This is a genomic window from Fusibacter sp. A1, assembly GCF_004125825.1.
Taxonomy (GTDB): Bacteria; Bacillota; Clostridia; order Peptostreptococcales; family Acidaminobacteraceae; genus QQWI01.
Genome location: NZ_QQWI01000013.1, coordinates 1 through 12,599, shown reverse-complemented (window position 1 = coordinate 12,599; position 12,599 = coordinate 1). Strand labels below are relative to the sequence as shown.

Sequence of the window (12,599 nt, the reverse complement as noted above, 5' to 3'; positions counted from 1 at the left end):
GGGAAATCAGATGAATGTATTAGTAACAGGTGGAGCTGGATTTATAGGTAGTAATTTTGTGTTTCATATGCTGAATGAACATCCAACGTATAGAATTGTATGTTTAGACGCATTAACATATGCAGGAAATTTATCTACACTAGAGCCAGTAATTGAGAACAGTAATTTTAAATTTATCAAAGGGGACATTACAGATCGAGAATTAGTAGAAAAGCTTTTTGAAGAAGAAAAATTCGATTTTGTAGTTAATTTTGCTGCAGAATCTCATGTAGATAGATCAATTGAAGATCCAGGTATTTTTTTGAAAACTAATATTTTAGGTACTCAAGTGTTAATGGATGCTTCCAGAAAGTATGGAGTTAATAGATTCCATCAGGTTTCAACAGATGAAGTATATGGGGATTTACCACTTGATAGACCTGATTTATTCTTCACAGAAGAAACACCAATTCATACGTCTTCTCCATATTCGGCATCGAAAGCATCAGCAGACTTATTGGTACAGGCTTATCACAGAACGTTTGGTTTACCAATTACAATATCTAGGTGTTCAAATAACTATGGCCCATATCATTTCCCTGAGAAGTTGATCCCCCTTATGATATCTAGAGCACTAAATGATGAAAGCCTACCTGTATATGGTAAAGGTGAAAATGTTCGTGATTGGCTTTATGTGGGGGATCATTGCACTGCTATAGACCTTATACTCCATAAAGGAAAAGTGGGAGAAGTATATAATATTGGCGGACACAATGAAAAAACTAATTTAGATGTCGTTAAAGCAATTCTTAATGAGTTAGGGAAGCCGGAATCACTTATAACTTATGTAAAAGACAGAGCTGGGCATGATATGCGCTATGCAATTGATCCTTCAAAGACAAGAAGAGAATTAGGGTGGGAACCTACAACTTTATTTGATGAAGGGATTAAAGAAACAATTAAGTGGTACTTGAATAATCGTTCATGGTGGGAAAATATCATCTCAGGTGATTACAAAGATTACTATGTGAAGATGTACGGTGACAGAGAAGGTGAAGAATAATGAAGGTTCTAGTTACTGGCGCTAATGGACAATTAGGATATGATGTAATAAAACGGTTAGATTCTGAAGGTATAGATTACCTAGGTACTGATAGGGAATCTTTAGACATTACAAATAAAGAGCAAGTGACAAAGGTTATAAATGATTATAGCCCTGACGCTGTCATTCATTGTGCAGCATATACAGCTGTAGACAAAGCTGAAGATGAAAAAGATTTATGTTATTCAGTCAATGTTCTTGGCGCAAAATATGTGGCTGAAGCGTGTAAGCAAATCGATGCAAAGATGGTTTATATTAGCACTGATTATGTTTTTGATGGTGAAGGGGACGAGCCATTTGGGGTGACAGATAAACCAAACCCTATTAATTATTACGGACAGACAAAGTATGAAGGTGAAGTAGAAGTTCAGAAGATATTAGACAAATATTTTGTTGTGAGAATTTCTTGGGTCTTCGGGAGCAATGGCAACAATTTTGTTAAGACAATGCTAAGATTAGGAAAAGAAAAAGATGAAATTTCTGTAGTGGCAGATCAAATTGGATCTCCTACTTATACGTACGATTTAGCTAAACTTTTAATTGAAATAATAAGAACAGATAAGTTTGGAGTTTACCATGCCACAAACGAAGGATACTGTAGTTGGTACGAGTTTGCATGTGAGATCTTTAAGCAAGCTGGAGTAACCGTTAAAGTCAATCCAATAAAGACAGAGGACTATCCGACAAAGGCTAGAAGACCAAAAAATTCGAGATTGTATAAATCACCATTAATTGAATTAGAAAATTGGGAAGATGCTTTAAAACATTATATAAATACATGAAATGAGATTGATTGCGAATGAGTGGACTTTATAAAAAAGCTGGCGGTACTTTCATATTAAAATTTTTTGGTCTTGGTATCGCTTTTATTTTTCAAATAGTATTAGGACGGATTCTAAATCCAGAATTGTATGGAGAATACACGATGTATTTAACATACTCTACAGTATTCTCCATCATAACAATTTTGGGTATGGACAGAAATTTGATTAAAGAAGTTGCTCGTTTTGAAGGAGACGTAACTAAAGAGAAGTCCCTTTTGAGATTTTCAACACAGACATCTTTATTAATCACAATAGCGGTAGCTGGTATATTGTTTTTACTTCGACGTTTTATTGGCTTCTCAAATTATGGATTATTACTATTAATTTCAATGATAGTAATAAGATCAATGATAGCAATTTTAGATGGATACTTACAGGGAAAAGGGAATGTCGTCCAAGTAACATTACTGAATTCTGTTATCAACAACATTCTAAAGATGATTTTCTTTGTGATATTAATACTACTCAATGTAGATAGCCTGAGAGCTGCTTTATTTAGTTTTGTGCTTAGTGAAATTATAACGATTTTCTTAAGAACAGCTCAAATATCAAATAGGCTCCAAATCAAAGCTAACTCAAAACTTAATTTAAGTTTAGAAGAAAAAAGAGCATTTATAAAATACTCTTTAACTGTTGCTTTGATTTCTGGCATCGGTTTGATGCTCCAAAATATCGATAAAATAATGATTTCTACTTTCTTGGATTTGAATAGAGTCGGTATATATAAAGTTGCGCAAAATTATGTAAATTTAATTAGTGTATTTGTTACTCCGTTCATTGCGTTTTGGCCTGTGATTTCCAAGCTATACAACGAGAACAATATCGGACAGATAGAAACTGAAATGAAGAGAATTGTTCGTATTGTAACCTATTTAGTAGTTCCTATGTTTTTTATATTTTTATTTTTAGGCAATGATTTGTTAGCGATATTCGGAGAAGCCTATGTTACAAAAGAAGCTAAATTGGCACTAATTATACTGGCATTTTCATTTTTAATTGATGCAATTTCAGGACCTATTGGTTCTATACTGACAATGACAAAATATGCAAAATTAGCATTATATAACAACATTGCATCGCTATTAATCAACATAACACTGAACTTTATATTAATAAGTCGCTTTGGAATTGTCGGAGTTGCTATTGCTACGGGAATAAGCATTATTGTGAATAATCTGATCTCTATCATCCAGGTTAAGTTGCTTTTGGGAATATTTTCGTATGATTATAGAAATTTGATTCAAATTTTGTCAATGGGAGTAGTCAATTATTTGCTGGGTATGATTTTAATAGATGCTATAACATTTGAAAATATATATATTCAAATAATAATTTTTGGAATAGCAATGTACTCGCTGAATCTGTTTGCATTAGCAGTAAATCATCGAAAAAACATCCGTAATATTTTGGATAGGAGAACATAGTATGCAAATTATAATAAAGAGTAGTAAGAAATTAATGCTGTTTTTGATTAACGTGTTGGTATTGACAATTTCTTTTTCAATTCCAAAGTCAAATAAAATAGTGATTGTAGGAGGATGGTTTGGAAAAAGATTTGCAGATAACTCTAAACATTTCTATTTGTATTTGAATGCTAACTTAAATGATCTTGGGTTTGACAAAGTTGTGTGGATTACAAGATCAAAGGAAATAAGAGATGAACTAATGAAACAAGGATATCAAGTATATTCTACATGGAGCTTACCATCAATTTGGTATCATTTAAGAGCTAAATATCATTTGATTGATCAGGCTCCCACAGATATTAATGCTTTTTTCTCAGTACGAAGTAAACGAGTTAATCTTTGGCATGGATTTCCACTGAAAAAAATCGGTTCTTATATGGGAAATTATAAATCTACAAGAAAAACTGCAATACAAAACATGGTTGGTAAATGGACAGTCAGAGGATGCTGGTCTGATCATTTCATACTTGCTACTTCTGATTTTTCAGCTGAAATTTTAGGAAAAGCCTTCGGAGTTGATGAGAGGAAGGTAATCATTTCGGGATATCCAAGAAACTATGAACCAATATGTGATAAACCAATCAAATATGTCCCTCAACATGAAAAAAGCAGTTATGAGAATATTGAAGAGTACATAAAAGACGGGTACAAAATCATTGGTTATTTTCCAACATTCAGAGATAAAAGAGAAACCTTAATATTTGGAACTGAAAGCATGGATGAGATAAACCAATTCTTAGATTACTGCGAGAGTGTAAAGATTAAGTTTGTAGGTAAATTTCATTTTGCTGGTAAGAATGATAAATTTGGAGACATTGAAAACCATAAGGCATTTATAAATTTGCCTTCAGAAGCCGATGTTTACACATTTTTGGATCAAATAGATATATTAATGACGGATTATTCATCAATATATTTTGACTTTTTACTTTGGAATCGACCAATCCTATTTTTTCCTTATGATTTAGAATATTATAGAGATGAAGACAGAGGATTAATATTCGATTACGAGGAATTTACACCTGGACCTAAAGCACATAGTATTGAAGAATTACAGACATTTTTCTCACAAAATATTGACGTTATTAATGAAAAATATGAAGCGGAATATAGACAGAAAGCAGATCTTTTGAAGACAAAAATATTCGGTGATTACAATAATATGGGCATTGAACACTTAATAAATCAAATAAGAAATATTGGCCTTGAGGAGGAGAAATAATTGAGAAAAGTAATAACCTATGGAACATTTGACCTACTGCACTATGGGCACATTAATATATTGAAACGTGCTAAAGAACAAGGTGACTATCTTATAGTTGCTCTTTCTACGAATGAGTTTAACGATATAAAGGGTAAGAAATGCTACTTCTCTTATGAGGAAAGAAAAAAATTAGTACAAGCAATAAGATACGTTGACTTGGTAATCCCCGAAAACAACTGGGAGCAAAAGATCGAAGATGTAAAAGAATACAAGGTCGATGTGTTTGTGATGGGTGATGATTGGAAAGGTAAATTTGATTTTCTAAAAGAACATTGTGAAGTGGTTTACCTTGAAAGAACTCCTGAGATTTCAACTACAAAGATTAAAAATGAACTAGGACTTAATGGGAAAACTAAGGAGTAATTTCTACAACACCTTGCTACTTTAAAAGATCTATTCTCTTTGCGACCCCCGTGCCGCTCACTGAGAGGCTGTATGTAGGTGCCGAGCAAGGTTGTTAACACTTATGCTTGTAGCATTCCATATTATGTATAATGCAGGCAGCAGACTTGTTTTGCTCTTTTCATGGTCTTTTTTGCTATAATCAAAGCAAAGGTCATGGAGGTGATGATATGGGTAGAATGTTACGTATTGATTTCAATGGTGCTACACATCATGTAATGTGTAGGGGCAATAACGGTGCTTATATTTTAAGTGATGATCTGTGTAAAGCCAAGTATTTAGAACTAGTGTGCAAGTATAAAGAAAGGTATGACGTTTCATTATTAGCTTATTGTATGATGGATAATCATGTTCATTTGCTGATTCGGTCTGGAGATGTGCATATGGGTCATTTTATGAAGTGTGTTCAGACGGCTTATTCGAAGTGGTATCACAAACAGAATAAAACGTATGGTAGGGTATTTGCTGGGCGGTTTAAAAGTTGCCTTTGCAGTTCAACCGGTTACTATTATAACCTGCTTCGATATATTCATATTAATCCTATTGATGCTGGACTTACGAGCCATTTTGATTACAGATGGAGCTCCTATGCAGAGTACTTGAGTGGCAATGGTTTTTGTGATTTAGATACTGCGTATCAAATGTTGGCCGAGTCGAAAGATGATGGTATAGAGCAATTCAAATGGATATTAGGCCGGACTGATGAAGTCGATATCGCAGAGGCGATTTCTCTTGTAAAGGGACGAGTACATTGTAAGATTCAGGACCTGATGGACAGTTTGGATTATGACCATGGTGTCATGCAAGGGCATTTGCTTGCAGAATACTACCAATCGCTTAGAAAAGTGATTATTCGTGAGGCTAGGCTGCATTTAAAGCTACGACCAAAGGAACTAGCTAGATATTTTGATGTTTCTGAGAGGTATGTGTCTAAACTTTGATGAAAGTTGGAGTCGTATGCCATATTCATAAAGATTTCATACTTTTCTAATGTGGTTTTTATGCATTGTAATCTATAATAGATGGAACCTCATCGTGCCGCTCACCGAGGGGCGGTATGGGGGTGTCTAAGGTGTTTGTTTGGTACTGAGAGGCTGTATGTCGGTGCCTGGTTCTCTGATGCCGAATGACAGTGCCAGCTTTGTAATACATAAGTAAGCGTCAAATGTAGCATATGGCGGTTTTTGTTTGTCTCAACTATTCCCTAAACACAACTTTTAGGAAGAAAATTAAAGGATTGCCTTTAAAGCAATCCTAAAAGTAAGCATTTATAAAATTATAAAGTACTAAAGCGTTGTCAATTGCTTCTATAGCATCTTGTTCAGTTCGATCTTCATCAAAATCATTTGGGTATCTTGAGGCCATTTAATTGGTGAGGTTGAGTCTGCCATATAAAACCTCACTTTCATCAATGATAGCGTGAGTAAAACTGTTTTCATCAGAATATGCTTTAGTTAGTTCATCTTGCGTACAAGTGATAATATCAATTGGAAAATTTACTAGACCAATAGACTTTCTTAACAGTTGTCTTCGTTTTGAATGAGATAAATGTGAGTTTTCATCCCAAACTACAAGTAAGTCAATATCAGAGTCATCATTTACTTGTCCATTAACTAATGAACCGAAGAGTAGAATTGTATCCGGTGTTATAGTTTGTAATAAATTTTGGATGATTTGCTGTACATCATTAAGTGTAGGTTTCACAAGATTGCCTCCATATCTAATTCGATTATATCATTGTGATAAAGGTAGGTAAAGGTATAATCGGCGCTAATGAACCCCTACCCTTCCCTGGTGAATTTTGATTGATGCTCTGTGTAAAGCCAAGTATTTAGAACTAGTGTGCAAGTATAAAGAAAGGCGTGAAGTGTGTTCAGACGGCTTATTCGAAGTGGTGGAATCACAAACAGAATAAATCGTATGGCAGGGTATTTGCTTGGCGGTTTGAACAGAAAAAAGATTGGCCGTCATTTTTAACCTTTTATTACGTTTTCTCATTTAGACTGATATTTTGTTGACTTTTTTTAGAAGTTTACGTTAAGATAGTCTTGATGGCTATATTACTTGGGGGGTATTAGTGTGAAAAAGCAAATTAGACAGTTTATGTTGCTGCTGTGGGACTTGTTGGTGATTCAGCTTTCATTTGTGCTGGCGTTTTATATCAGGTTTGAAAAAATCTTGTTTATCGATTCAGAGATGAAGGTCTATTTGACCACTTTTTTGATGGTGATTATCACGGTAACCTTGATTAAGATCATTGTACTGTATTTAATGAAAATGTACAGTTCGCTTTGGCGGTATGCGTCTGTTGAAGAGCTGTTTCAGATTATCTTCGCATCTATTTTTGCGACAAGCGGCTTTATGGGATACATGCTTATTATGGGGCATGCCTTCCCAAGAAGTATTTATATTTTGACCTTTATCTTTGATACGCTTTTGTTTGGTCTTGGACGACTTAGCTACAGAGTGGCAAGGGTATATAAAGAAAGAAAACGATTTGGCCATAGTGGATTTAAAAAAGTGCTGATTGTCGGTGCTGGACAAGCTGGTGCTGTGGTCATCAAAGAGCTTAAAAATCATTCTGAGCTTAACAGCAGGCCGGTTGCGGTAATTGATGACGATATGACTAAAATAGGCAAATCGATTAATGGCGTGCCGATTGTGGGCACACGACTGAGCATTAGGGAATGTGTTGTTAAAGAAGATATCGATCAGATTATCATTGCGATACCATCTGCTGATAAATCTACGATTAAAGAGATTGTTAACGAAGCGAGTCAAACGAGCTGTGAACTTAAGATTGTGCCAGGTATGTTTGAGTTAATCGATGGCAACTTTGATATCAGCAAGCTAAGAAATGTTGAAATCAGTGATCTGCTAGGAAGAAAAGAAATTGTGCTTAAAACAGAGGCGATGAAGTCGTATGTTGCGGGTAAAGTGATTATGGTGACTGGTGGTGGAGGATCGATAGGGTCTGAGCTATGTAGGCAGATTGCCAAGTATGATCCTGAGAAGCTTATTATTTTAGATAATTATGAGAACAATGCGTTTTCACTAGAGCATGAACTTAAAAAGAAGCACCCTAACTTAGGACTTGAAGTTGTCATTGCTTCTGTAAGAGATAGGGATCGTATTTTTTCGGTGGTTGGCAATCATAAGCCCTATGTTATCTTTCATGCGGCTGCGCACAAGCATGTGCCTTTGATGGAAGCCAACCCTAGTGAGGCGATTAAGAATAATGTGTTTGGATCCTTGAATGTGATTGAGGCTGCCAAGGAGCATTTGGTGGACCGGTTTGTTTTAATAAGTACTGATAAAGCAGTGAACCCGACCAATGTGATGGGCGCGACCAAGCGTATTACAGAACTGCTGGTTCAGTCACAAAGAGAGTGTAAAACTACAAAGTTTGTTGCGGTTAGGTTTGGCAATGTGCTTGGGTCGAACGGATCGGTCATACCGATTTTTAAAAAGCAGATTGAAGAAGGCGGACCGATTACGGTGACCCACCCTGATATTGAACGCTACTTTATGACGATACCTGAAGCTGCGAGGCTTGTGATACAGGCAAGTTCTTTTGGCAGAAACAGTGAGATATTCGTGCTTGATATGGGTGAACCGGTCAAGATCACATCGCTTGCTGAAAACTTAATCAGGTTGTCCGGGCTAAGGGTGAACGAGGATATAAAAATTGAGTTCACTGGACTGCGTCCGGGTGAAAAGATGTTTGAAGAACTGATTTTAAATGAAGACAACATGAACACGACGGCTTTTGAAAAGATTTTTATTGAAAAGTCAGAAGTTGTCACTGAAACGTCAGTAAAGAAGATGTTAACCGAACTACGCGATGCAAGCACTGTAAGTGATGCTGCTATACGAAAGACACTAAAGACCTATATACCGACATTCACCTACAATGAAAGGGACTAATTATGGAACAGCAAGAGTATGATGAAATCAGCTTAAAAGAATTGATTATGGCGCTTTGGAAGGAACGTAGGATTGTCATAGGATTTACAATCACTATGTTTTTACTGGCAGCTATCTATTCGTATTTTATTGCATCGCCTAGCTATGAAACAAAAAGCGTATTGATGATTAAGGCGCCAACGGAAGAAGGCACCAGGTACGGTACCTACCAGTTTCCTTCACGGAATGCTTCTGATTACCTTCAGTACTTTTATAATAATGATTTGCTAGAAAAAGTGATTAAGGAAAATGAGCTGGAAACAACACCTGAAAGTTTTAAAAATAGTATTGTTTTAGAGCAAGAAGAGGAGTCGAATCGTTTTTCTGTGGTAGTCACAAATGAAGATCCTGCTATGGGGCAGAAGATCAATCAGGATTTGATTAATCGTTTTATCATTGATCAGCGTATTCTTTATAAGAAAAATGCGATCAATTCCTTTATCTTAAATTATGAAATCAGTATTGACAATTTGAAGAATTCGATTGATACACAAGAATCTCTTGCTAAGTCAACTAAAGAGCTCCTAGATACTTTAGAGCCGATCTATACTCTGCAAAAGTCATTGTTTAATGACCCTGAAGCTGCTGCCGCATATGCTAAAAACAATAATTTAGATTTGTCCACTTTGTATCAAAACCTGATGACAGAAGAGTACTCGAACGGCAATTATTTAAAAATAGAAACTCAGCACTTGGATATTCAGACTACCTTGATTTCGCTACGCGAAAGTTTGGATAATAAGCTTGAGTTTTATGATGAGCTGATTGCTGAGAGGGAACTTTTAGCAATCAGTGTAGGTACTGAAAATGAGCAAAGCATTTTAAACAACAGGCTTGATGTGTTCAACGACAAGATTTTTGTAATATCTGAAGCCTATTTACCTGAAAAGCCTGTCGGACCGAGAAAAGCGCTAAATATGGCAATTGGATTAGTTTTGGGTGTGATGCTTGGTGTATTTGCAGGTTTGTTTAAGAACTACTGGAAAACAACTTAATAAGATTGATGAAGCTGCCTTTACGGCAGCTTTTTTATTTGCAAATTTAAGATATTTTTAAGGTTATTTGCTATATAATAAGCTTATAAACTATTTTAGAAAGGTGTGCTGTTGATGAAGAAGGTCATGTTGGTTGAAGATGATTTGAGTCTTGCCGAGGTTATTACGGATTATTTGCACTTTGAGGGTTACTGGCCTGAGCATTTTGTGAGCGGGGATGATGCGCTTGCTAATTTTAAAAAGGTGGAACCTCATTTGATCATTCTTGATGTGATGCTGCCTGGCATGTCGGGATTTGATGTGATGCAGAAGATCAGGAAGGAATCAGCTGTTCCTATTGTGATGGTGAGCGCCAAGTCGGATGATTACAATATGATGAAGGGCTACGATTTAGGTGCTGACGATTATATGAGCAAACCTTTTAGGCCTAAGATTTTGATGGCGAAGGTGAATGCGCTGATTAGCCGTTGTTATCCAGACCAGATCACATCACAGCAGATTAAGATTCACGAGCTGACCTTTAACGATTCGCAGGTGAAAACCTTGTTCAACGAAGTGGATTTACTGCTGACACCAAAGGAATATGAGCTTTTCAGGTTATTGGCGCTTAACGAAGGTCATATCTTCACCTATGAGAACCTGATCAACCAGATAGATGACGGCGAAAGCCAACTGACACAAAACGCTATTTCGGCGCATGTGAAAAACATTAGAAAAAAGCTGAAAAAGTTCGAAGCCAACTACGAAAGCATACGCACGATCTGGGGTGTAGGCTACCGATTCGACTGGAGCGCAAAAGGTTAATGATTAATCGCCATGATATTTTACTGTGGCGGTTTTTGTTGTTTTTGAGAGTTGAATAGGTGAGAGAAGTTTACTTTGGGTTTGGAGGGCAATGCATATTTGGAAAACCACACTAAGGGTTCTTTTTATACAACTCTTTAGCTAGCTAGTATTCGATCATTTGATGCTAGCTGACATTTTTCATTTGTACATGTACTTTTAAGGCGCTACGCTTGAAATGCAAGGAAGGATTTTAGGTGAATGAATGTTTGCCTTGCAGTTGGAGCGGAGCGTTTTAAAGAAAATATCGGAGTCTTTGCGAGCAAGTGAATGGTGGGTAGTTGATTGGGTGAATAAAGTGTTGCTAGTACCAAACCTTAGTGTGGTTTTATAGATAGCACTTCTCTTTTATCCTCTGATTTTGAGTTTTAGAGAGCAATGCTTATTTTAAAAACCACACTAAGGGTTCTTTTTATACAACTCTTCAGTCAGCTAGCGGTTGATCATTTGAAACCAACTGACATTTTTCATTTGAACATGTATTTTTAAGGCGCTTCGCTTGAAATGCAAGGAGGGATTTTAGGTGAATGAAGGTTTGCCTTGCTTTTGAAGCGTAGCGTCTTAGAGAAAATGTGGGGAGTGGTTGTGAGCAAGTGAATGGTGGTTAGTTGATTGGGTGAATAAAGCGTTGCTAGTACCAAACCTTAGTGTGGTTTTATAGATTGCACTTCTCTTTATTCTCTTTGAAGAGGTTAGAGGGCAATGCTTATTTGGAAAACCACACTAAGGTTTCTTTTTATGCAACTCTTTTGCTACCTTGCGTTTGATCATTTGATGCCAACTGACACTTTTCATTTGAACATGTATTTTTAAGGCGCTGCGCTTGAAATGCAAGGAATGATTTTAGGTGAATGAAGGTTTGCCTTGCTTTTGAAGCGTAGCGGCTTAGAAAGGACGTGGGAGTGAGTGAAATATGGTGAACAGTAGATAGTTGATTGGGTGAAAAAAGAGTTGCAAGTAACAACCCTTAGTGTGGTTTTATAGATTGCACTTCTCTTTATTCTCTTTGAAGAGGTTAGAGGGCAATGCTTATTTGGAAAACCACACTAAGGTTTCTTTTTATGCAACTCTTTTGCTACCTAGCGGTTGTTCGTTTGGTGCCAACTGGCATTTTTCAATTGGACATGTATTTTTAAGGCGCTTCGCTTTAAATGCAAGGAAAGATAGGTAGGTGAGGAATGTTTGCCTTGCTTTTGGAGCGGAGCGTCTTAGAAAGTGCGAGGGAAGATGGGATTTACTGATTGGCGGTTAGTTGATTGGGTGAATGAAGAGTTGTTATGACCAACCCTTAGTGTGGTTTTATAGATGGCACTTCTCTTTATACTCTGATGAAGTGGTTGGAGGGCAATGTGTATTTTGAAAACCACACTAAGGGTTCTTTTCATACAACTCTTTTACTACCTAGCGGTTGTTCGTTTGGTGCCAACTGGCATTTTCCAATTGGACATGTATTTTTAAGGCGCTGCGTTTGAAATACAAGGAAAGATAGGTAGGTGAGGAATGTTTGCCTTGCTTTTGGAGCGGAGCGTCTTAGAAAGTGCGAGGGAAGATGGGATTTACTGATTGGCGGTTAGTTGATTGGGTGAATGAAGAGTTGTTATGACCAACCCTTAGTGTGGTTTTATAGATGGCACTTCTCTTTATACTCTGATGAAGTGGTTGGAGGGCAATGTGTATTTTGAAAACCACACTAAGGGTTCTTTTCATACAACTCTTTTACTACCTAGCGGTTGTTCGTTTGGTGCCAACTGGCATTTT

10 protein-coding genes are annotated in these 12,599 nt (G+C 36.5%); 9 read left to right on the top strand and 1 reads right to left on the bottom strand.

What is annotated here, in order from left to right:
• Nucleotides 1-10 precede the first annotated feature (10 nt).
• The 6 genes from rfbB (at nucleotide 11) to DWB64_RS16235 (ending at nucleotide 5,978) form a co-directional block, all read left to right on the top strand.
• Nucleotides 11-1,042: a dTDP-glucose 4,6-dehydratase gene (rfbB, locus tag DWB64_RS16260; RefSeq protein WP_129489302.1), complete on the top strand. Its 1,032-nt coding sequence runs from the start codon at nucleotides 11-13 to the stop codon at nucleotides 1,040-1,042.
• Nucleotides 1,042-1,863 carry a dTDP-4-dehydrorhamnose reductase gene (gene rfbD / locus DWB64_RS16255; protein ID WP_129489301.1) on the top strand — a complete coding sequence of 274 codons (822 nt, stop codon included), beginning with the start codon at nucleotides 1,042-1,044 and terminating at the stop codon, nucleotides 1,861-1,863. Before rfbB ends, rfbD begins: the two co-directional genes overlap by 1 nt.
• Before the next feature lie 17 nt (nucleotides 1,864-1,880).
• Nucleotides 1,881-3,329 carry a flippase gene (locus DWB64_RS16250; RefSeq protein WP_129489300.1) on the top strand — a complete coding sequence of 483 codons (1,449 nt, stop codon included), beginning with the start codon at nucleotides 1,881-1,883 and terminating at the stop codon, nucleotides 3,327-3,329.
• A gap of 1 nt (nucleotide 3,330) precedes the next feature.
• Complete coding sequence (locus DWB64_RS16245) at nucleotides 3,331-4,593, top strand: CDP-glycerol glycerophosphotransferase family protein (RefSeq protein WP_129489299.1); 1,263 nt, start codon at nucleotides 3,331-3,333, stop codon at nucleotides 4,591-4,593.
• Nucleotides 4,594-4,998, top strand: a complete 405-nt coding sequence (tagD, locus tag DWB64_RS16240; RefSeq protein WP_129489298.1) for a glycerol-3-phosphate cytidylyltransferase — start codon at nucleotides 4,594-4,596, stop codon at nucleotides 4,996-4,998.
• A 209-nt stretch (nucleotides 4,999-5,207) separates the two neighbouring features.
• Nucleotides 5,208-5,978: a transposase gene (locus DWB64_RS16235; protein ID WP_164980458.1), complete on the top strand. Its 771-nt coding sequence runs from the start codon at nucleotides 5,208-5,210 to the stop codon at nucleotides 5,976-5,978.
• Nucleotides 5,979-6,402: 424 nt separating this feature from the next.
• On the opposite strand, the gene DWB64_RS16230 is transcribed toward DWB64_RS16235, so the two are convergent.
• Nucleotides 6,403-6,741, bottom strand: coding sequence for a nucleotidyltransferase domain-containing protein (locus DWB64_RS16230; protein WP_206736693.1), 339 nt, complete (start codon nucleotides 6,739-6,741; stop codon nucleotides 6,403-6,405).
• A gap of 375 nt (nucleotides 6,742-7,116) precedes the next feature.
• Here DWB64_RS16230 and DWB64_RS16225 point away from each other — a divergent pair, with 375 nt between their 5' ends.
• From DWB64_RS16225 to DWB64_RS16215, 3 genes are all read left to right on the top strand, one after another.
• The gene (locus tag DWB64_RS16225; protein ID WP_206736692.1) at nucleotides 7,117-8,964 is read left to right on the top strand and encodes a nucleoside-diphosphate sugar epimerase/dehydratase; all 1,848 of its coding nucleotides are present in this window, start codon (nucleotides 7,117-7,119) and stop codon (nucleotides 8,962-8,964) included.
• Between the two features lie 2 nt (nucleotides 8,965-8,966).
• Nucleotides 8,967-9,998: a Wzz/FepE/Etk N-terminal domain-containing protein gene (locus tag DWB64_RS16220; RefSeq protein ID WP_129489296.1), complete on the top strand. Its 1,032-nt coding sequence runs from the start codon at nucleotides 8,967-8,969 to the stop codon at nucleotides 9,996-9,998.
• Between the two features lie 114 nt (nucleotides 9,999-10,112).
• A complete protein-coding gene (locus DWB64_RS16215) occupies nucleotides 10,113-10,802 on the top strand; it encodes a response regulator transcription factor (RefSeq protein WP_129489295.1) in 690 nt (229 codons plus the stop codon).
• Nucleotides 10,803-12,599 lie beyond the last annotated feature (1,797 nt).

Bases quoted from the DNA above. Each gene is read 5' to 3' on its own strand.
- rfbB (WP_129489302.1), top strand. From the start codon at position 11: ATGAATGTATTAGTAACAGGTGGAGCTGGATTTATAGGTAGTAATTTT.
- rfbD (WP_129489301.1), top strand. From the start codon at position 1,042: ATGAAGGTTCTAGTTACTGGCGCTAATGGACAATTAGGATATGATGTA.
- DWB64_RS16250 (WP_129489300.1), top strand. From the start codon at position 1,881: ATGAGTGGACTTTATAAAAAAGCTGGCGGTACTTTCATATTAAAATTT.
- DWB64_RS16245 (WP_129489299.1), top strand. From the start codon at position 3,331: ATGCAAATTATAATAAAGAGTAGTAAGAAATTAATGCTGTTTTTGATT.
- DWB64_RS16235 (WP_164980458.1), top strand. From the start codon at position 5,208: ATGGGTAGAATGTTACGTATTGATTTCAATGGTGCTACACATCATGTA.
- DWB64_RS16220 (WP_129489296.1), top strand. From the start codon at position 8,967: ATGGAACAGCAAGAGTATGATGAAATCAGCTTAAAAGAATTGATTATG.
- DWB64_RS16215 (WP_129489295.1), top strand. From the start codon at position 10,113: ATGAAGAAGGTCATGTTGGTTGAAGATGATTTGAGTCTTGCCGAGGTT.